At 71.5% G+C, this 19,721-nt stretch carries 15 protein-coding genes and 1 tRNA gene; 10 read left to right on the top strand and 6 right to left on the bottom strand.

What is annotated here, in order from left to right:
* Positions 1-61 precede the first annotated feature (61 nt).
* Both R2E43_RS28910 and R2E43_RS28905 read right to left on the bottom strand, forming a co-directional pair.
* Entirely contained in the window at positions 62-1,234 is a 1,173-nt protein-coding gene (locus tag R2E43_RS28910; protein ID WP_003976925.1) for a hypothetical protein, read from the bottom strand.
* Positions 1,231-2,181: a 5-dehydro-4-deoxyglucarate dehydratase gene (locus R2E43_RS28905; protein ID WP_121710499.1), complete on the bottom strand. Its 951-nt coding sequence runs from the start codon at positions 2,179-2,181 to the stop codon at positions 1,231-1,233. The genes R2E43_RS28910 and R2E43_RS28905 overlap by 4 nt, the downstream gene beginning before the upstream one ends.
* A gap of 235 nt (positions 2,182-2,416) precedes the next feature.
* On the opposite strand from R2E43_RS28905, the gene R2E43_RS28900 reads away from it, so the two are divergent.
* The 10 genes from R2E43_RS28900 (at position 2,417) to R2E43_RS28855 (ending at position 15,408) form a co-directional block, all read left to right on the top strand.
* A complete protein-coding gene (locus tag R2E43_RS28900) occupies positions 2,417-3,226 on the top strand; it encodes an NAD-dependent epimerase/dehydratase family protein (RefSeq protein ID WP_136208451.1) in 810 nt (269 codons plus the stop codon).
* 283 nt (positions 3,227-3,509) lie between these two features.
* On the top strand, positions 3,510-4,286 hold the full coding sequence (locus tag R2E43_RS28895; RefSeq protein ID WP_003976922.1) for a DeoR/GlpR family DNA-binding transcription regulator: 777 nt from the start codon (positions 3,510-3,512) through the stop codon (positions 4,284-4,286).
* Positions 4,287-4,403: 117 nt separating this feature from the next.
* Entirely contained in the window at positions 4,404-5,774 is a 1,371-nt protein-coding gene (locus R2E43_RS28890) for an ABC transporter substrate-binding protein (RefSeq protein ID WP_003976921.1), read from the top strand.
* Positions 5,771-6,715, top strand: a complete 945-nt coding sequence (locus tag R2E43_RS28885; RefSeq protein ID WP_003976920.1) for a carbohydrate ABC transporter permease — start codon at positions 5,771-5,773, stop codon at positions 6,713-6,715. The genes R2E43_RS28890 and R2E43_RS28885 overlap by 4 nt, the downstream gene beginning before the upstream one ends.
* A complete protein-coding gene (locus tag R2E43_RS28880; RefSeq protein ID WP_136208452.1) occupies positions 6,712-7,590 on the top strand; it encodes a carbohydrate ABC transporter permease in 879 nt (292 codons plus the stop codon). The genes R2E43_RS28885 and R2E43_RS28880 overlap by 4 nt, the downstream gene beginning before the upstream one ends.
* Positions 7,587-8,576, top strand: a complete 990-nt coding sequence (locus R2E43_RS28875) for a zinc-dependent alcohol dehydrogenase family protein (RefSeq protein WP_003976918.1) — start codon at positions 7,587-7,589, stop codon at positions 8,574-8,576. Before R2E43_RS28880 ends, R2E43_RS28875 begins: the two co-directional genes overlap by 4 nt.
* Positions 8,577-8,808: 232 nt before the next feature.
* Positions 8,809-9,030, top strand: a complete 222-nt coding sequence (locus tag R2E43_RS28870) for a hypothetical protein (RefSeq protein ID WP_003976917.1) — start codon at positions 8,809-8,811, stop codon at positions 9,028-9,030.
* Positions 9,031-9,115: 85 nt separating this feature from the next.
* Positions 9,116-10,315, top strand: a complete 1,200-nt coding sequence (locus R2E43_RS28865; protein ID WP_011028040.1) for a TerD family protein — start codon at positions 9,116-9,118, stop codon at positions 10,313-10,315.
* 141 nt (positions 10,316-10,456) lie between these two features.
* Positions 10,457-14,017, top strand: coding sequence for an FxSxx-COOH system tetratricopeptide repeat protein (gene fxsT, locus R2E43_RS28860; RefSeq protein ID WP_136208454.1), 3,561 nt, complete (start codon positions 10,457-10,459; stop codon positions 14,015-14,017).
* 29 nt (positions 14,018-14,046) lie between these two features.
* Positions 14,047-15,408 carry a toll/interleukin-1 receptor domain-containing protein gene (locus R2E43_RS28855; protein WP_189284564.1) on the top strand — a complete coding sequence of 454 codons (1,362 nt, stop codon included), beginning with the start codon at positions 14,047-14,049 and terminating at the stop codon, positions 15,406-15,408.
* A gap of 10 nt (positions 15,409-15,418) precedes the next feature.
* Here R2E43_RS28855 and R2E43_RS28850 read toward each other — a convergent pair whose 3' ends face one another.
* The 4 genes from R2E43_RS28850 to R2E43_RS28835 form a co-directional block, all read right to left on the bottom strand.
* Positions 15,419-15,991, bottom strand: a complete 573-nt coding sequence (locus tag R2E43_RS28850; RefSeq protein WP_189284563.1) for a TetR/AcrR family transcriptional regulator — start codon at positions 15,989-15,991, stop codon at positions 15,419-15,421.
* Positions 15,992-16,028: 37 nt separating this feature from the next.
* Entirely contained in the window at positions 16,029-17,630 is a 1,602-nt protein-coding gene (locus R2E43_RS28845) for a TROVE domain-containing protein (protein ID WP_319129093.1), read from the bottom strand.
* A gap of 383 nt (positions 17,631-18,013) precedes the next feature.
* Positions 18,014-18,083 (bottom strand) — tRNA-Met (locus R2E43_RS28840).
* A 45-nt stretch (positions 18,084-18,128) separates the two neighbouring features.
* The gene (locus R2E43_RS28835; RefSeq protein WP_011028042.1) at positions 18,129-19,601 is read right to left on the bottom strand and encodes a PhoX family protein; all 1,473 of its coding nucleotides are present in this window, start codon (positions 19,599-19,601) and stop codon (positions 18,129-18,131) included.
* Between the last annotated feature and the right edge of the window lie 120 nt (positions 19,602-19,721).

The following is a 19,721-nucleotide window of genomic DNA, read 5'->3' as shown; positions in this document are numbered from 1 at the left end:
GCGCGACGAGGGTTCGCGGGGTCGGTCGGTGACGACCGGCCCCGACACCGTCGTCCGCACCCTACGCGAAGGCCGCGAGCCCCGCCCGCACCTCCTCCAGGTCTCCGTCCGACGCCAACCCCGCGTGGTACAGCCGCAGTTCCGTCGCGCCCAGGTCACGGGCGCGGGCGGCGTCCGCGGCGAGGGTGCGGGGGCTGCCGCCCATGCCCGAGACCACCGTGAGGTTGGCGGCGAGGACGGTCCCGGCACCGGCCTGTTCGGCGAACGGCGTCAGCAGGCCCGCCCCGCCCGTGCAGGGGACGACCACGCCGTCCGCGACGGAGAGGATGTGAGCGGGGTCGGCACCGGCGTTGGCGCCGCAGTGGTGGGACACCGGGTCGGCGTGCAGCAGGACCTGGAAGCCGTCGGGCGCGGCGGCGCGGACCGCGGAGACGGCCGCCTCCTGGAGCGTGCGGGCCCGGTCGTCCCGCCACGCACGCGTGGCGTTCGCGGGCGCCGCGCCGAGGAGCTTCTCGACGCCCGCCCAGCCCCCGTCCGAGGGCGCCGCACCCCGCCACACCGGCTCCAGCGCGGTGCGCACGGCGGCGGCGAGCGCGTCGGGGTCGAGACCCTGGCCGCCGTACCCCGCCCGGCAGTCGGGGCAGAAGCACAGCGACATCAGGTACTGCCCGGCGTCCCCCAGTCGCACCCCGCCGGTCTTGTCGTGGGCGTGCAGGTGGGCGAGCCCGTACCAGCCCAGCGACTCCAGTTCCGTGCCGCGCGCCCCGGGCCGCACCGCCGCCTCGGCGGCCAGGTCGGTGAGGTACGCGCGCGTGGCGGGCTGCGCGATGCAGGGCGCCCAGGGGTAGCGGTCGCCGTAGGCGTTGACGACGGAGGTGTGCGGGTGCTCCGCGCCGAGGCGGGAGCTGTGGGCGAGGACGACCCAGGTGTGCACCTGAAGGCCCGCCTCCGCGAGGGCGGCGGCGGCCTCGCCGTACGCGTCGCCGGGCGCCCAGTCGCCGGACGCGTACGGGTGGAGTGTGCGGCCCTGCCAGCGGGCGCTGTCCGGCGGGTAGAGGACGGCGGCGTGCTCGGCGGTGACGACGCGGTGGCGCGGGTGGCGCGGGGTGAGGGCGCGGGTGGAGTGGTAGGCGGCGGCGAGGGTCACCTGCGCCACGCCGAGGTCGGCGACGCGCGCGGGGGCTTCCGGGTCGCCGTTGACGTCCCAGGGGTAGACGAACGCCGAGGCCTTCACCGGCCGGCTCCTTCCTCGACCAGCACCTGACCCCGCTCGATGATCTGGACGAGCTGCTTCACGTGCTCCTCGGCCGGCTCCTGCAACGGCGTCCGCACCTCCCCCACGTCCAGGCCGCGCAGCCGCACGCCCGCCTTGACCAGGGCCACGGCGTATCCGCGGCCCCGGGCGCGCAGTTCGACGAACGGCCGGTAGAAGCCGTCCAGCAGACGGTGCACGGTGGTGTCGTCGCCCTCGCGCAGCGCCCGGTGGAAGGCGACGGCGATCTCGGGGGCGAAGCAGAACACGGCGGAGGAGTACAGGGGGACGCCCAGTGCGCGGTAGGAGAGCTGGGTCTGTTCGGCGGTCGGGAGTCCGTTGAAGTACAGGAACTCCTCGCCCGGCAGCTCCGTGCGCACCGCGCTGACGATGCGCTGCATCAGGTCGAGGTCGCCGAGCCCGTCCTTGAGGCCGACGACGCCGTCCGTGCGGGCCAGTTCGACGACGCTCTCCGGGGTGAACACGGCGTTGTCGCGCTGGTAGACGATCACGGGCAGCGGGGTCGCGGCCGCCACCTCCCGGTAGTGCCGCACCAGCCCCTCCTGCCCGGCGAGCACCAGGTAGGGCGGCATGGCGAGCAGCCCGTCGGCCCCGGCCTGCTCGGCGAGGCGGGCGTAGCGCACGGCGAGGGCGGTGCCGTAGCCCGCGCCCGCCAGGACGGGCACCCGGCCCGCGCTCTCCTCGACGGCCGCGCGGACGCAGGCCGCGAACTCCTCGGGCGTGAGGGCGTGGAACTCGCCGGTGCCGCAGCAGGCGAAGACCGCGGCGGCACCGGCCTCGACCCCGCGGCGCACATGGGTGCGGTAGACGTCGAGGTCGAGTCCGCCGTCGGGTCCGTACGCCGTGACGGGGAAGAACAGCGGGCCGCTGGGCACGGTGAGCCGGGCGGCGAGAGGGGCTGAGGTCACGGGCGCTCCCCATTCCAGGTACAGGGTCGATTCACGGACGTCATCATATTCATGACCTGCGTCTACATTTCTGAACGCGACCACGCTAAGCCGCCCCGCGAACACCGTCAAGCAGGCGCCCTCTTGACGCCTGACCACCGGCTCCTTAGCGTGTCCACACATCTGAACGTGAGGCACACACCGGCACGCCTGCGCACGCCTGCCGCTTCCACAGACCGACCTAGGAGTCCCGAGGATGTCCGCTCCCCGCACCGTCCTGCTCACCGGCGCCGCCGGCGGCCTCGGCACCCTGATGCGGGAACTGCTCCCCGGCCACGGCTACGAGCTGCGCCTGCTCGACCTGCTCCCGGTCGAGGGCGAGCCGGACGCGATCGTCGCCGACCTCGCCGACCGGGACGCCCTGCGCGAGGCGGTCCGGGGCGTCGATGCGATCATCCACCTCGCGGGCATCTCCCTGGAAGCCTCTTTCGACAAGATCCTCGCGGCGAACATCGAGGGCACGTACAACCTGTACGAGGCCGCCCGCGAGGAGGGCGTCGGCCGCATCGTCTTCGCCTCCTCCAACCACGCCGTCGGCTACACCCCCCGGCCGCAGGGCGACGACCCCCTCATCCCCATCGACACGCCACGCCGCCCGGACACCTTCTACGGCCTGTCCAAGTGCTTCGGCGAGGACCTCGCCCAGCTCTACTGGGACAAGCACGGCATCGAGACCGTCTCCGTCCGCATCGGCTCCTGCTTCCCCGAGCCGACCAGCGTGCGCATGCTCTCGGTGTGGATGAGCCCCGCGGACGGCGCCCGCCTCTTCCACGCGGCACTCACCGCCGAGAACGTGGGGCACACCGTCGTCCACGGCTCCTCCGCCAACACCCGCCTGTGGTGGGACCTGACCTCCGCGCGGGCGCTCGGTTACGAGCCGCAGGACGACTCCGAGCCGTACGCCGGCAAGCTCGTCGCCGAACAGGGCGAACTCGACCCCGGCAACCCGGCGCACGCCCGCCTGGGCGGCCACTTCGTGACCGACCCCCCGATCTGGCCGTACTGACCGGAAGGCGACCACGCGAGAACCACCGAAGAGGCGGACGGGCACCGAACGGGCCCGTCCGCTTCCGCATGCGGGCATCCGCGCTGCCCGTTCTCACCCCGCCCCACGCCGAACCCCAGGTCCGAGACGGGCACCCGGCACGGCAAACGGTCACACCCGGGCAGTATCGGGTCCGCAACAGGCCTGGTCAGTGCCGCGCGACCGCTGTAGAACTTCCCCCAAGGGCCATCCGGGCCCGAACGGGCAACCACACGGCGACGAGGCGGTGAGGCAGGTGTTCGGCATGAGCACGCGGACGAGGACGACGGAAGAACGCCGGCACGAGATCGTGCGGGTCGCCCGCGCCACCGGCTCGGTCGACGTCACCGCGCTCGCCGCCGAACTGGGCGTCGCCAAGGAGACCGTACGACGCGACCTGCGCGCCCTGGAGGACCACGGCCTGGTCCGCCGCACCCACGGCGGCGCCTACCCGGTGGAGAGCGCCGGTTTCGAGACCACGCTCGCCTTCCGCGCCACCAGCCACGTGCCCGAGAAGCGCCGGATCGCGTCCGCCGCCGTCGAACTGCTCGGCGACGCGGAGACGGTCTTCGTCGACGAGGGCTTCACCCCCCAGCTCATCGCCGAGGCCCTGCCCCGGGACCGGCCGCTGACCGTGGTCACCGCGTCCCTGCCGGTGGCGGGCGCGCTGGCCGAGGCGGGCGACACGTCCGTCCTGCTGCTCGGCGGCCGGGTCCGCTCGGGCACCCTGGCCACCGTCGACCACTGGACCACGAAGATGCTGGCCGGCTTCGTCATCGACCTGGCGTACATCGGCGCCAACGGCATCTCCCGGGAGCACGGTCTCACCACCCCCGACCCCGCGGTCAGCGAGGTCAAGGCGCAGGCCGTCCGGGCCGCCCGCCGCACGGTGTTCGCCGGCGCGCACACCAAGTTCGGGGCGGTGAGCTTCTGCCGGTTCGCGGAGGTCGGCGCCCTGGAGGCCATCGTCACCAGCACGCTGCTGCCCTCGGCCGAGGCCCACCGCTACTCCCTCCTCGGCCCCCAGATCATCCGCGTCTGAGCACCACCCGCCCCAGTCCCGCACGGCACACCCACATCCGCACCCACACCCACACCCTTCGCGGCCCAGTACATCCATATACCTCCCCATTCCTCCCCATACGTTCAGGAGCGATCCATGCGAACCCAGAGCCGACGGAGGCCGCGAGCCACGCTCGCCATGGCCGCCGCAGGGACGCTGCTCGCCCCGCTGCTCACCGGCTGCTGGGTCGGGGCGGGCGGCGCCGGATCCGGCGGCAACGCCATCAACGTCCTGATGGTCAACAACCCGCAGATGGTCGAGTTGCAGAAGCTCACCGCCGACCACTTCACCAAGGAGACCGGCATCAAGGTGAACTTCACCGTCCTGCCGGAGAATGACGTCCGGGACAAGATCAGCCAGGACTTCGCCAACCAGGCCGGCCAGTACGACGCCGCCACCCTCTCCAACTACGAGATACCCATCTACGCCCGCAACGACTGGCTGCACGAGATGGACTCCTACGTCGCCAAGGACCCGGCCTACGACGAGCAGGACGTCCTCGGCCCGATGCGCGAGTCCCTCACCGCCGACGACGGCAAGCTCTACGGCCAGCCCTTCTACGGCGAGTCCTCCTTCCTGATGTACCGCAAGGACCTGTTCGCCAAGGCCGGCCTGACCATGCCCGAGCACCCCACCTGGACCCAGGTGGCCTCCTTCGCGGAGAAGCTCGACGGGTCCGAGCCCGGCATGAAGGGCATCTGCCTGCGCGGACTGCCCGGCTGGGGCGAGCTGATGGCGCCCCTGACGACGGTCGTGAACACCTTCGGCGGCACCTGGTTCGACCAGGACTGGCAGGCCCGGCTCGACTCCCCCGAGTGGGAGAAGGCGACGAAGTTCTATGTCGACCTGGTCCGCGAGCACGGCGAGTCCGGCGCCGCCCAGTCCGGCTTCGCCGAGTGCCTGAACAACATGACGCAGGGCAAGGTCGCCATGTGGTACGACGCCACCTCCGCGGCCGGCTCCCTGGACGCCGCCGACTCCCCGGTCAAGGGCAAGATCGGCTACGCGCCCGCGCCGGTGGAGAAGACGGACTCCTCCGGCTGGCTCTACACCTGGGCCTGGGGCATCCAGAAGGCCTCCCGCAACTCCGACAAGGCCTGGAAGTTCGTCTCCTGGGCGTCCAGCAAGGAGTACGAGCAGCTGGTCGGCGACGAGATCGGCTGGTCCAACGTCCCGGCCGGCAAGCGCGCCTCGACGTACGAGAACCCGGCCTACGTCAAGGAGGCCGCCGCCTTCCAGGAGATGACCAGGAAGGCCATCGAGGGCGCCAGGCCCAAGGACCCCGGCGTGCAGCCGCGGCCCGCGCCCGGCATCCAGTTCGTCGGCATCCCCGAGTTCACCGACCTCGGAACCAAGGTCTCCCAGGAGATCAGCGCGGCCATCGCCGGACGCCAGTCCGTCGAGGAGGCCCTGAAGAAGTCCCAGCAGCTCGCCGAGCAGATCTCCGAGGAGTACGAGGGACGATGACCGCCACGACCACGGCCCCCTCGGCCGCACCCGAGCACCCCCGCCCCGCCGTCCGCCCGCCGTCCAACCGGCTGCGCGCCTGGGCCACCCGCGCCCCGCTCCTCCCCGCCCTGATCTTCATGATCGTGGTCACCCAGCTGCCCTTCGTGGCGACCCTGGTGATCTCCTTCTTCGACTGGAACGCCCTCTACCCGGACGCCCGCAGCTTCACCGGCTTCGCCAACTACGGCGACGTCCTCAGCGACCCGGCCCTGCGCAAGTCGGTGTGGACGACGATCCTGCTCACCGTGGCGGTCGTCCTGGTCAGCCTCGTCCTCGGCCTGGCCCTCGCCCTGCTCCTCGACCGGAGGTTCAAGGGCCGCGGCGTGGTCCGCACCCTTCTGATCGCCCCGTTCCTGGTGGTCCCGGTGGCGGCCGCCCTGCTCTGGAAGCACGTCCTCTACAACCCCGAGTACGGCCTGCTCAACGGCCTGTTGCACTACGTCGGCGGGCCCCAGCCGGACTGGATCTCCAACACCCCGCTGCTCGCGGTCGAGGCCTCACTGGTGTGGCAGTGGACGCCGTTCATGATGCTCATCCTGCTGGCCGGACTGCAGAGCCGGGACCAGCAGCAGATCGAGGCCGCCCGGGTGGACGGCGCGGGCGACTGGCAGATCTTCGTTCATCTCACCCTGCCCCACCTGCGCCGCTACCTCGAACTCGGCGCCCTGCTCGGCTCGATCTACATCGTCCAGAACTTCGACGCCGTCTTCACGATCACGTCCGGCGGCCTGGGCACGGCCAACCTGCCCTACACCGTCTACCAGAGCTTCTACCAGGCCCACGAGAACGGCCTCGCCTCGGCCGCGGGCGTCCTGGTCGTCATCGGCTCGATCATCATCGCCACCTTCGCACTGCGCGTGGTGTCGTCCCTGTTCCGCGAGGAGGTCGGCCGCGCATGAGCGCCACCGCCGTACGCCCCGTCGTCACCGACGCCAAGCCGCCCGTACGCACCCGCCGCAGGGCCGGTGCCGGCCTCGGCCTGGTGGCCTGGCTGGTCGGCATCGTCTTCTTCCTGCCCATCGCCTGGATGGCGCTGACCTCCTTCCACTCGGAGTCGGACGCGGCCACCAACCCGCCCTCCTTCGCGGCCTCGCTGACGCTGGACGGCTACCGCGAGTTCTTCGGCGCGGGCGGCGGTGCCAGCCCCTGGCCCGCCCTGGTCAACTCGGCGGTGGCGTCGATCGCCTCGACCCTCTTCGTCCTGGTCCTGGCCCTGCCCGCCGCCTACGCCCTGTCCATCCGCCCGGTGAAGAAGTGGACGGACGTCCTGTTCTTCTTCCTGTCCACCAAGATGCTGCCGGTGGTGGCGGGCCTGCTGCCGATCTACCTGTTCGCCAAGAACACCGACATGCTGGACAACATCTGGCTGCTGGTCATCCTCTACACGTCGATGAACCTGCCGATCGCGGTCTGGATGATGCAGTCATTCCTGGCCGAGGTCCCGGTCGCGATCGTCGAGGCGGCCCGAGTGGACGGCGCGAAGCTGCCCACCATCCTGGTCCGCGTGGTGGCCCCCATCGCCCTCCCGGGCATCGCCGCGACATCCCTGATCTGCTTCATCTTCAGCTGGAACGAACTGCTCTTCGCCCGGGTCCTGACGGGCGTGGTCGCCGAGACCGCCCCCGTCTTCCTGACCGGCTTCATCACCAGCCAGGGCCTCTTCCTGGCCAAGGTGTGCGCCGCGTCGCTCGTCATCTCCCTGCCGGTGCTCGCCGCGGGGTTCGCCGCCCAGGACAAACTGGTCCAGGGCCTGTCGTTGGGAGCCGTGAAATGAAGGCCGCCGTCATCGAGTCCGTGGGCCGCGCCGTCGTCACCGAGGTCCCCGACCCGACCCCAGGGCCGCGCGAGGTCGTCGTCGAGGTCGCCGCCTGCGGCCTGTGCGGCACCGACCTGCACATCCTCCAGGGCGAGTTCGCGCCCAAGCTCCCGATCGTGCCGGGCCACGAGTTCGCGGGCGCGGTGGTCGGCGTCGGCGCCCAGGTCACGGAGGTGGCGGTCGGCGACCAGGTGGCCGTCGACCCCTCCCTCTACTGCTACGAGTGCCGCTACTGCCGCACCGGCCACAACAACCTCTGCGAACGCTGGGCGGCCATCGGCGTGACGACGGCGGGCGGCGCGGCCCAGTACGCGGTGGCGCCGGTCGCGAACTGCGTGAAGCTCCCCGAGCACGTCCGCACCCAGGACGCGGCCCTGATCGAGCCGCTCTCCTGCGCCGTGCGCGGCTACGACGTCCTCCAGTCCCGCCTCGGCGCCCACGTCCTGATCTACGGCTCCGGCACGATGGGCCTGATGATGCTGGAGCTGGCCAAGCGCACCGGCGCGGCCAGCGTCGACATGGTCGACCTCAACCCGGCCCGCCTGGAAACGGCCCGCGGCCTCGGCGTCTCGGCCTCCGCCGCGACCCCCGACGAGCTGGACCGCCCCCAGGGCTGGGACCTGGTCATCGACGCCACCGGCAACGCGGCGGCGATCCAGGACGGCCTGGACCGCGTCGCCAAGGCCGGCACCTTCCTCCAGTTCGGCGTCGCCGACTACGCGACGCGCGTCCAGATCGACCCGTACCGCATCTACAACCAGGAGATCACCATCACGGGTTCGATGGCGGTCCTGCACAGCTACGAGCGCGCGGCGGAGCTGTTCGCGAACGGCGTCCTGGACCCCGACGTCTTCATCAGCGACCGCATCGAACTGGCCCGCTACCCCCAGGCCCTGGAGCAGTTCGCGGCGGGCGTGGGCCGCAAGATCGTGGTCGTGCCGTGACCGTACAGCCCGTTGGGGGTGCCCCCACCGGGGGAGTTTGAGGACGAAGCCGTCCAGGCCGAAAGGCGGGGGTCTGGGGGCGGCAGCCCCCAGGGACGGGAAGGGACGGGAAGGGACGGAACGGGACGGGAAGGGACGGGAAGGGAAGGGAAGGGACGGGAAGGGAAGGGAAGGGGCGGCGGGGGCGAAAACCCGTGGGAACGCCGCCCCCACCACCCGTACGCTCCCCCGCATGCCCAAACCGAACGGCTTCGCCTACACCGCCACCGCGTCCGGCACCGTCCACATCACCCACCACAACCGCCCCGCCACCACCCTCAACGGCTCCCGAGCCGCCCGCTTCCTCGAAGAGGTCACCGCGGGCGACCCCCAGCTGGTCATGGCCCGCTGGACCGGCACCTACAAGCACGGCAACGAACGCACGGCCCGCAACCACCCCCGAAACCGCCGCTGACCTGGCGCAACGCGCCCCCGACCCGATTGGCCCCCGGGTAAGGGAACGGTAAAACGCCCTCGCTCGTTCACCCGGCATGACAGCTATGACCCCCGGCTCGAACATCCCCCTCTCCGCCGCCCGCGTGACGGTGGACGTCGCCGCTCCCGTGCGGCTCGACGTATCGGGCCTGCTGCTCACCGCCGACGGCAAGGTGCGCTCCGACGACGACTTCATCTTCTACAACCAGCCCACCGGCCAGGGCGTGACCTACCGCTCCGGCGGCGGCAGCGCCCCGGACGCGATCGTGGTCGACACCTCCGCCGTCCCGCCGGGCATCGAGAAGATCGTCGTCACCGCCAGCCCGGACGCCGCCGGCCAGACCTTCCAGGGCATCGAGCCGACCGCCACCATCCGCAACGCGGACGACAACGCGGTGCTCGCCACCTTCACGCCCCCGCAGCTCGGCACCGAGACCGCGCTGGTGATCGTCGAGGTCTACCTGCGCAACGGCGCCTGGAAGGCCCGCGCGGTCGGCCAGGGCTACTCCAACGGCCTCGCCGGCATCGCCACCGACTTCGGCGTCACGGTGGAGGAACCGGCCGCCCCGGCGACCCCGCCGCAGCCCCAGGCGGTCACGCCACCGCCGCCCCCCGCGGCCGCGCCCACGATGCCCGCCGCTCCGCCCGCCCCGCCCGCCGCACCGCCGGCCCCCGCCCCGGGCACCGGCAAGATCAACCTCGACAAGGGCCGGGTCAGCCTCCAGAAGAACCAGACCGTCTCCCTGGTCAAGGGCGGCCGGCCGGTGCTCTCGCAGGTGAAGATGGGCCTCGGCTGGGAGCCGGCGTACCGCGGCAAGGACATCGACCTGGACGCGTCCGTCATCGCCTACGGCCCGCAGCGCAACCACATCGACAGCTGCTACTTCGGCAAGCTCTCGATCGTGAACGGCGCGATCAAGCACTCCGGCGACAACCTCACCGGCGAGGGCGGCGGCGACGACGAGGTGATCGTCGTGGATCTCGGCCGGCTCCCGCAGGAGGTCAGCGGCCTGGTCTTCACCGTGAACTCGTTCTCGGGCCAGAAGTTCACCGAGGTCGCCAAGGCCTACTGCCGCCTCATCGACGCCGCGAGCGGCGAGGAGCTGGTCCGCTTCGACCTCACCAGCGCCGAGCCGCAGACCGGCGTGATGATGGCGAAGCTGATCCGCCAGTACTCCGGCGAGTGGGAGATGACCGCCATCGGCGACTTCGTCAAGTCCCGCACGGTCCGCGGCATGGTGAAGCCGGCCGCACAGGCGCTGTAAGAGAGGCTGGCCCACGGAGCGGGCGGTGGCCCACTGCACCGCTTCGCTCCAACGGCTTCCCCTCCCCGTGCGCGTAAAGAACCCCCGCCATCGCGGCCGAACGCCGTAATCTCTGAGCGAGCAGCGATCGGGGGCACGCATATGGCTGTCGGCGGTGGGACGACGCCTTGTTTCATCAGCTACGTCAGGTCCGACCGGGCATGGGCCGAGTGGACGGCGTGGCAGCTGAAGGACGCCGGGTACGAGGTGTGGCTCGACGCCTGGCAGCTACGCGCGGGCTCTTCCTGGCCCTCCGAGATCGCCGCCGCGGTGCGCGACGCGGCCAAGGTCCTAGTACTCGTTTCGGTGCGGTACGCGGACAGTCGGTTCACGCGAGCGGAGCTCACAGCCGCGCGCGACGCGGAAGCCACGATCGTGCCCGTCGTGATCGATGACACTCGTCTACCCCGGAGTCTTGACGGCCTGCAGGCCGTCCGCCTTAAGGGCCTGGGAGAACAGGCCGCCCGTGACACCCTTCTGCGGGCCGTCCGGCCCGACAAGATGCCGGCGGGCGGTGTGCTGCGCCGTCTGGGGGCCGTCAGCCCCAGGCTCCCCGGCACCCAGCCGCGGGTGTGGAACGTACCCGAGCGCTGCGACCCCTTCGTGGGTCGGGACAATCTCCTGTACAAGGTCAGGTCGGCGCTGATCGAGCGCTCCCGGGTGATCCTCACCGGGAGACCCGGTATGGGCAAGACCCAACTGGCCGTCGAGTACGCACACCGCTTCGCCGGTGAGTACGAACTCGTCTGGTGGGTCCGACCGACCCACCTGCAAGTGGCTCCCCAGTTGGCCGAGCTCGCGAGGCGCACCGGCGCCGCCACACCCGATTCCTCGTCTCCGGAGGCGGTCGCGGCCCTCACCGACGAGCTCCGCGGCCGCGGACGGTGGCTTCTGGTCCTCGACGACTCCGCGTCCCCGGCCGACGTGCCGGAGGAGCTGCTGCGGAACACCGCGAGAGGCCACATCCTGGTCACTTCCCGTGACTCCGCCTGGCGGCAGTGGGGCAAGCGGATCGACGTCGGTCCCCTCAGCCCGGGAGAGTCCTCCGAACTGCTCCAGCGATACGCATCCTCGCTGCCCCGGTCGGAGGCCCGGGCGCTGGCGACGGATCTGGAACACATGCCGCTGGCGATGATTCAGGCAGCCAGGCTCATCACACAGGGTGTCCCCGTCAGCGGTTACCGGCGGGCGCTCAACGCCGAGGAGGCCGCCCACGGTCCGCACCACGGGCTGGAGCACACCGTGCGCATCGCACAGGAGCGGCTAGCTTCGGACCACCCCGAGGCTGCGGCGCTCCTGACCTCCTGCGCTTTGCTCGCACCCGATCCCTTTCCCCTCCGGGCCTGCCGAGGGGTCCCGGAGTGGACACCCTCGGACGTGGCCGCGCTCTTGGCCGAGCCCGAGGCGATGGACCAAGCGCTGAGCGCCATCGTCCGCTATGGGCTGGCTCGTGTCGACGGCACTCTCCGTCTGCACCCGGGCACCCTGCCCGCGCTGCGGGACCGGCTTTCCAGCGACGAGCGAGCCGAGGCGGCACTCGGGGCACAGGCCCTGCTGGTTTCGGCCCTCTCCGCCCACCCGGCCTCCTCCGAGCGCTGGGCCGCCCTGCTACCCCACCTCCTCGCCATCGCGCCCCGGGACCTGACCCGGCTCGAGGGATTCGACGCGGCACGCCGAGCCTGTGCCCACCTGCTGGAGAGCGGGGACTCGGCCACCGCTGTGACCCGGCTGAGCGTGCTGCTCGAAGTCGCCGACGAGCGGTTCGGACCGGACGCCGAAGCCACGATGGAGACGATGTCCTCCCTGGCCCAGGGGATACGGGCGACGGGAGACTTCGGTGCCGCCAGGTCGTTGACCGAGCGGATCCTCACCTGGTCGCGGCGGGTCCTCGGCAACGACCATCTGACGACGCTGGAGACCGCCGCGCGCCTTGCCATGCTGCTGGCCGAATCGGGAGAGGCCCACGGCGCCCACGCTCTGGGCACGGAGACCCGGCAGGAGCTGCAACGGGTCCTCGGTGCCGACCATCCCACCACCCTGGCCCTGTCCGCCGGCCTGATCACGGTCGTACGGCAATTGGGCCTGGTCGACGAGGCCCGTTACCTGGCCGAGGACACACTCGACCGGCAGCGGCGCATACTCGGGCCACAGCACCCCGACGCCCTGCGGACCGCCGTGCGTCTGGCCGGCCTGCTCGCGGACGGTGGAGAGCCGGAACGTGCCACGGCGCTGGGCGAGGACACGTTCCTCCGTCTGCGGCGGAGCCTCGGCCCCGACCACCCGAGCGTCTTGCAGGCCGAGGCGGTGCTGGGCGCGCTGCTGAGCCGCAGAGGCGACCACGACCGGGCCTACGAACTGCTGTCCGCCACCCTGGAGCGCCAGGGTCGGACACTCGGCGCGGAACACCCCGACACCCTGGCCACCTCTGCCCAACTGATCGCGGTCCTCGCCCTTATGGAGCGGCTGCCGGAGGCCCGGCGGAACGCCAAGCGCCTCGTCGCCCGTCAGGAGCACACCCTCGGGCCCGGCCACCCTCGGACCTTGCGGTGTTCCGCTCTCCTCGCCGCACTCTGCTGGGCGATGCGCGACTACGACACCGCGCTCGTCAGCAGCAGACAGGTGCGGGACCGGCAGCTCGCCGCTCTCGGCCCGGAGCACAGTGACACAGTGGACACCACGGCGTTGCTGGCGGCTTGCCTCGCCGACAGCGGACGACACGCCGAGGCGGAGCGGGAGCGGCGGTACCTGCCCGCGGACACTCGGGAGGCCCTCCTCAACGCGGGCGTCCTCCCCCGGTTCCTGAAGGACCTGCCCGTGCCACCGGCTACCGGCGTACCCGAGCGTTTACCCGGCGGAGTGTCCGGCGTCCGAACCGAGCCGCCCACCCGGCCGGTCACCGCTTCGTCGGGTCGGCTGCGGGTGCTGGTCAGCCACGCCGAGGCCGACCGCCACTGGGCCGACTGGGTGCGCTTCGAGTTGGAGGCGCGAGGCCACGAGGTCCTGGCAGACCCCACGCGCACCCTGGCCGCGTACCACCTGAACCAGGAGTGCGACGTCGTCCTCGCGCTCTTCTCGGATGCCTACCTCGACTCGTCGGCCGCCGCGCCCGTCGTCTCCGCGCTCGCGGGCGGCCCCCCCGAGCCCGAGACAACCGCCGGATGCCGCTACGTCGTGCTCTTCGTGTACCCCGTCGACCGGGCTCGATTGCCGCACGTCCTGTGGGAACTGATCACCCCAGCGCTGAGCGACCTCGACTCCGACGCCGCGCGCGAACTGCTGGGTTTCGTCCTGACCGGCCACGGCGGTGCCGGCCGCGGCCCCTCCTTCCCCGGTGTGACCGGACCGGAGGACAGCGACCAGACGGTGCTGATCCGCCGCCTCGTCACGGCCTTGGAACGCTCTCTCGCGCTGCAGACCCGGGAGAATCGCCGGAACCTGGTCGCTCTGCTGCACCCGCACGGGACACACCGGCTCTCCCAGGACGGCGTGTCACTGCGTACGACGCTGTATGAAGCCGTGCGCGCGGCACGGGCGATGCCCGGGGGCCGGGGCCTCGCCCTGCTCGTGGACGCCGTGGAGATGATGGACGACCCGGGCTCCTTCGCGGTGGCGGAGGCCCGCCGCATTGCGGCCGAGATTGAGAGCAGCCGGGAAACCAGGTGAATCCGACACCGCCACCACCGGCCACTCCCATGGGCCCGCCTGGTCTGCCGCACTGGTTCTTCACCAGCTACTCCGACATCAGGAGCAACTTCCCGCTCGTCGAGCGCTTTCACCAGGACGTCGAGCGGTGGGTCGGCCAGATCCTGGGCAGGCAGACCCCGGGCCGGGGGTTCGTGGACGTACGGGACGTCAAGCCGGGCGAGCTGTGGGAGGACCGCATCGTCCGCAATGGCGTATGCACAAGCATGGCCATGCTTGTGTTGTACTCGCCCAGTTACTTCCAGAGCCATTGGTGTGCCCGGGAATGGACTGTGTTCACCGCCCGGGTCGGCCGCCACCGGTCCGAAGCTTGCGCCCCATCGTGTCTGATCGGCGTGCTCTGGCAAAAGGGCAAGCAGGACTGGCCGGACGCCGTGAACGCCTACCACTATGTGCGGCGCGGCCCCGACTCCGTCTATGAGAGACACGGCCTCGTCCACCTCGTGCCCCGCGGCCCGGAGGGGCACGAGTCGACGGAGTACCGGGAGATCGTGCTGGAAGTGGCCGATCTCGTCGCCGACGCTCGCGCGGCCGCTCTGCCGCACATCAGGGTGGGCGAGACGGCGCACCTGCGTCCGCCGTTCGGCCCCGAGTCCGACCTCCCGGTCGACTTCGTCGTCGCCTACACCGAACAGGACCGGAGCTGGGGGGAGTGGGTCCACACCTACTTGGACACGCACGGCAGTGTCGACGTCCTCCGGCTGGACGGCCCCGCCGACCCTCGGGGCGAACGATTGAGAATCGCCCTGCGCCGGGCCGGCCGGGTGGTACTGCTCGTCTCCCGGCACAGTCTCGCCGTCGGCCCCCTGCGAAGGGAGGCGTTGGAGACCGCGTTCGCGGACCCGTCTCTCTGCTCCGACCTGGCGAAGCTGACCCCTTTCTTCATCGAGGACGTTCCGGACGAGGCGTTTCCGCCAGGTCTCCTTCCACTGTCCGGCGGAGAGTTGCACGGCGTGCCGGACACCGAGGCTGTCCAGGACATGATCCGCACCGCAGTCAAGGCCCCGGTGACCGATCCGGCCGTTGTGCGGCAAGCTGAACCGGCTTACCCGTCGAACGCCGTGAGTTCCTTCGAACGTACGCTGGCGCACGCCCTGGCCCTCGCGCCCGCCGTCGGCCGACCCGCCGCACGAGAGGTCTGGTTCGAGCTCACCGGGCTCGACCCCGGGTACGCACCGAGTGCCGAACTGCCGACGCTGCTGTGGGCCTTCGCCGTGGTGCGCGCCGGCCGGCAAGTGCCGCATGGCTACGAGGGGATCGCCCTGGCCCTCGAATCGATCGCGCCCGACACCCAGGAGACGTTGCAAGTACGGTCGTTGGTCGACGGACACAAGGGGGCCCCGGATCCCTGAGAGATACGCGCTATGCCCGAAGTCCCTCCGTCAGCAGGCTCAGATACCTCCGGATGGTCGTCCCGTCCGCCCCACTCCTGGTCAGTCCGGACGCCGTCGCCACCCCGTGCGCCAACCGCAGCACCTCGATCGGCTCGATGTCCCGCCGCAGCGTGCCCTCGTGCTGGGCGGCCCGGACGAGCCGTGTCGCGGCCACTCGCAGGCAGTCACCGCACGCCGTGGCCTTCGGGGTGCCACTGTCCGTGACCGCCGATCCCAGGAGCGTTTTCAGCCCGCGCACCCGGAGCATCTCGGCGGCGAGTTCGTTCAGCCATTCCGCCAGCGCCTCGCCGGCCGGCCGGGCGGCCGCGATCACGTCGGCGCGGGCCGCGATCGCCTCCAGCCGCTCCAGGTAGGCGGCCTCCAGCAGCGCCTGCCGCGTCGGGAAGTGCCGGTAGAGAGTGCCGACGCCGACCCCGGCCCGCCGGGCGATGTCGTCCAGGGAGGCACCCTCCCCGTGCTCGGCGAACGCTTGCGCCGCCACCGCCAGCAACCGCTCACGGTTACGCCGGGCATCCGCCCGCATGGGCCTGACCTGCGCCACAGCCCCTCCCTGCACAGCGGGCAACCTTCCGGGCACCCTACCGCGCGTGCTCGTCCCGGGCGTCCCAGGGCCAGTCGGCGTCGCGGCCCGCCTCGAGCAGCGGGACCATCCGGAACGCGGCGTCGGAGAGCCCGCCGAAGGTGTGCCGGTTGGCCCGGCCCGAGGGGCCGTGGCCCGCCCGGTACCCGGCGAGGTTCCAGGTGTAGACGGGCACGTGTGCCGGGACCTGCTCGGTCGGGTCGCCGTACCGGCTGTACGCGTACTGCTCGTCGGTGACGATCAGCACCCGGTCGTGCTTCTCGTAGTGGCGCCGCACCGCCTCGGTGGTGTCGGTGCCGCCGAGGTTGCGGAAGCGGCCCAGGACCTTCAGCACCGACTCGCCCTCGCGGTACGTCACGCGGTTGCTCGACGAACCGAACTCGACCAGGTCCGCGTCGGCCGCCCGCAGCGCCAGCGCCGTGCCGAAGACCGCCGCCGCGTCGGCCCGGGTCAGCTCGGAGCGGTCCGACATCCGCGAGTAGAACATCGAGCCCGACCGGTCCACGAGGACCAGCGTCCGGCCGCCCAGCGCGGGCACGTTGGCCAGCGAGTGCCCGAGCGCCTGCTCCAGGGGGTACGACCAGCGCAGTGACGGCGCGTGCCGGTACGCGGCGAGGTAGCGGAAGGGGAACTGCCGCGAGCGCGCCACCTCGGCCGGGTCGCTGATCCGCGCCGCGACCCGGGCGGCGACCTCGTCCGAGACACCGGCCTCGTCGAGGTTCCGCAGGTTGCGGAGCAATGCCATCGCTCCCATGGACGGGATCACCGCTTCCCAGGCGGCCTTGTCCATCGGCCCCTGGAGCCAGCCGGCCAGCATCTCCCACGTGATGCCCGCCGCCGCGAGCCGCTCGGCACCGTCGGGTGCCGTGACCGCCGCTCGCCGCTCGGGGACGGGCAGCGCCATCAGCTCGCGGTGCGCGGTCAGGACGCGGTTCGAGGCGGGCGGCACCGCGGTGTCCGGGTTGTGCCGGCGGTCGAGGGCGTACTGGAACAGCTCGCCCTGCCACGGCTTGTCGGGGTCGGGGGCCGCGTGCACCAGGTTGAGGATGTCGCCGAAGCGGTACCCCTTGGACGCGGTGTCGTACTTCAGCAGCGACTTGCCGTGGTAGAGCCGCCGCACGGCGTCGGCGATCCCCCGCTTGACCGGCTTGGGCACGGCGCGGCCGTACGTCGCGGTCCAGTACGCGAGCAGCTCACCGGGCTCGTCGGGCCGCCGCAGGACGGAGGCGATCACCTGCCGGTTGGACGGTCCATCGGTGACGCCGGAGTCGAGGCGGGCCTTGACGTACTCGGCGGCGCCGACGATCGAGGCGGTGCGCAGGTTGCCCTCGCCGCGCAGCCAGCCGAGCAGGCCGGCCGTCCAGGACGGGTCGGCGACGGCGAGTTCGCGCACCAGCGCGGCGAAACGGTCGTCGCGGGCGGCGCCGGACTCGTAGAAGGTCTGCTGGGACACGAAGTTGGCCACCGACAGCAGGTAGAGCTCGGAGCGCGCGTCGCGCTCGGTGCCCCGGCCGCCCTCGTAGGTGCGCAGCACGCGGCCCGTCGACGTCACGCGCGAGGTGGGCTGCGCCTTCGCGGTCCTGGTGTTGAAGCGCGCCATGGTGAATTCCCCCGAATTCTCGAAAGCTCGAAATCCCGAACATTTCCGGAGGGAGACACGGCAGCGTAAGGGTGCCCGAGGTCGGAATCGGCGACGGGACTGTACGGATGCTCTGCCGAATTGAGCTACACCGACCCGAAGTCGATGACGGGATTCGAACCCGCAACCGTCCGATCAAAGGAAATATCCGCTGCCTGCGCACCGGGCACCCTTGGACTGCTGGGCCTCCCGAGATCAAGTGGGCGGCGGCATGGGATTCTTTTTGCAGAAGAAGTAGCCGCGGCCCGCGCACCGGGAGGTGCATGAAGTTGTGGGTGTCCAGAGTTCAGGTCGGCGGAACCGACAAGGTGCTCTAACCCCTGAGCTACACCGGCGCGTTGTGCCGGTGACGGGACTCGAACCCGTGGCCGCCCCATTATGAGTGGAAGTAGGTCCTGCCTTCGCACCTGGACGTTCATCACTCTAAAAGGGCGGCCGTCGTTCGGGCGAGCGAATTAATTACCGGCGCTTCTGGCGCTTCCAGGGCCCGGTGATGGCGAGCATGATGCCCGGCGTCTGGATGTTGGCGTAGAGGGTGCGGCCGTCGGGCGAGAAGGTGACGCCGGTGAACTCGCTGTATTCGGGGTCGTCCTCGGTGCCGAGGTTCAGTTCGTTGCGGGCGATGGGGTAGGTGCGGCCGCTGTCGGTGGCGCCGAACAGGTGCTGGACCCCGTCGCCGTCCTCGGCGATGACCAGGCCGCCGTACGGGGAGACGGTGATGTTGTCGGGGCCGTCGAAGGCGCCGTCGGCGGACGGGTCGGCGTTGACGCCGAGCAGGACCTTCAGCGTCAGGGTGCGGCGCTTGGGGTCGTAGAACCAGACCTGGCCGTCGTGCGGCCGGCCCGGGCTCTCGTCACGGGCGAAGGAGGAGACGACGTAGGCGCCGCCGTCGGCCCACCACATGCCCTCCAGCTTGCGCGCCCGGGTGACCTCGCCGGCGGCGAACTGCTTGCGCACGGAGGTGGTCTGCGCGTCGCGGTCGGGGACGTCGACCCAGTCGACGCCGTAGACGGTGCCGGTCCTGGTGGCGCGGGAGAGGTCGTCGACGAACTTGCCGCCGGAGTCGAAGCACTTGAACGCCTGGAGGACCCCGGCGTCGTCGGCGAGGGTGCGCAGCCGGCCGCGGCCGTGCCGGAAGTGCTCCGGCGGGGTCCAGCGGTACAGGAGGCCGTTGGGCCCCGAGGCGTCCTCGGTGAGGTAGGCGTGGCCGCGCTTGGGGTCGATGACGACGGCCTCGTGGGCGTAGCGGCCGAGCGCCTTGACGGGCTTGGGTTCGCGGTTGGCGCGGCGGTCCTCGGGGTCGACCTCGAAGACGTAGCCGTGGTCCTTGGTCATCCCCTCCTCGCCGGCCCTGTCCTCGGTCTCCTCGCAGGTCAGCCAGGTGCCCCACGGGGTGCTGCCGCCCGCGCAGTTGGTGGCGGTGCCGGCGATGCCGACCCACTCGGCGACGTGGCCGCCGCGGCGGACCTCGACGACGGTGCAGCCGCCGGCGGCGGCCGGGTCGTAGACGAGGCCCTCGGTGAGCGGGACGGGGTGCGGCCAGTCGTCGCGGTGGCCGCCGAGTTCGTGGTTGTTGACGAGGAGGGTGGTGCCGCGTGGGCCGTCGAAGGCGGCGGTGCCGTCGTGGTTGGACGGGGTGTACTCGCCGGACTCCAGCTTGGTCCGCCCGGAGTAGGTGATGATCTCGTACCGGAAGCCGGCGGGCAGGGCGAGGATGCCGTCCGGGTCGGGGAGCAGCGGCCCGTAGCCGACCCCGCCGTGGCCGTGGCCGTGGTGGTGGTCGTGGCCGTCGTGCTCCGCCCCCACGCTGTCGGTGTCCGTGGACGCGAGGGCGTTGGGGGCGGTGGCGAGGGCGCCGACGCTGCCCGCCAGCACGACCCCGGCGCCGGTGAGCGCGGATCGGCCGGCGAAGTCCCTGCGAGTGAGCGACATGGTGTCTCCTGTGACGGTGGGCGAGCCGTGGAGGGTGGCGGACCTCGATCCGGCGTCACGGTTCCGCCCGCGCCTGAACGGGGGTCCCGTCCGCGCCTGAACGGGAGTTGAACTGGCGGA

Source organism: Streptomyces violaceoruber (assembly GCF_033406955.1).
In the GTDB taxonomy this organism is placed as follows: domain Bacteria; phylum Actinomycetota; class Actinomycetes; order Streptomycetales; family Streptomycetaceae; genus Streptomyces; species Streptomyces violaceoruber.
The sequence above is the reverse complement of the archived record's forward strand: the minus strand, read 5'-3'. Positions and strand labels throughout refer to the sequence as shown.